Annotated in this window: 1 rRNA gene; it reads left to right on the forward strand. The window is 56.5% G+C overall.

What is annotated here, in order from left to right:
- A 23S ribosomal RNA gene (locus ACR0IP_RS23400) occupies positions 1 to 591 on the forward strand; the annotation flags it as partial.

The raw sequence follows: 591 nt of genomic DNA on the forward strand, positions 1-591 counted from the left end.
ATAACGGTCCTAAGGTAGCGAAATTCCTTGTCGGGTAAGTTCCGACCTGCACGAATGGCGTAACGACTTCCCCGCTGTCTCCAACGCAGACTCAGTGAAATTGAATTCCCCGTGAAGATGCGGGGTTCCTGCGGTCAGACGGAAAGACCCCGTGCACCTTTACTATAGCTTTACACTGGCATTCGCCAAGGCATGTGTAGGATAGGTGGTAGGCTTTGAAGCGTGGGCGCCAGCTCGCGTGGAGCCATCCTTGAAATACCACCCTTATCTTCGTGGATGTCTAACCGCGGCCCGTCATCCGGGTCCGGGACAGTGTATGGTGGGTAGTTTGACTGGGGCGGTCGCCTCCGAAAGAGTAACGGAGGCGCGCGATGGTAGGCTCAGACCGGTCGGAAATCGGTCGTCGAGTGCAATGGCATAAGCCTGCCTGACTGCGAGACTGACAAGTCGAGCAGAGACGAAAGTCGGTCATAGTGATCCGGTGGTCCCGCGTGGAAGGGCCATCGCTCAACGGATAAAAGGTACGCCGGGGATAACAGGCTGATGACCCCCAAGAGTCCATATCGACGGGGTTGTTTGGCACCTCGATGT

This window comes from Ruegeria sp. AL11, from assembly GCF_056540865.1.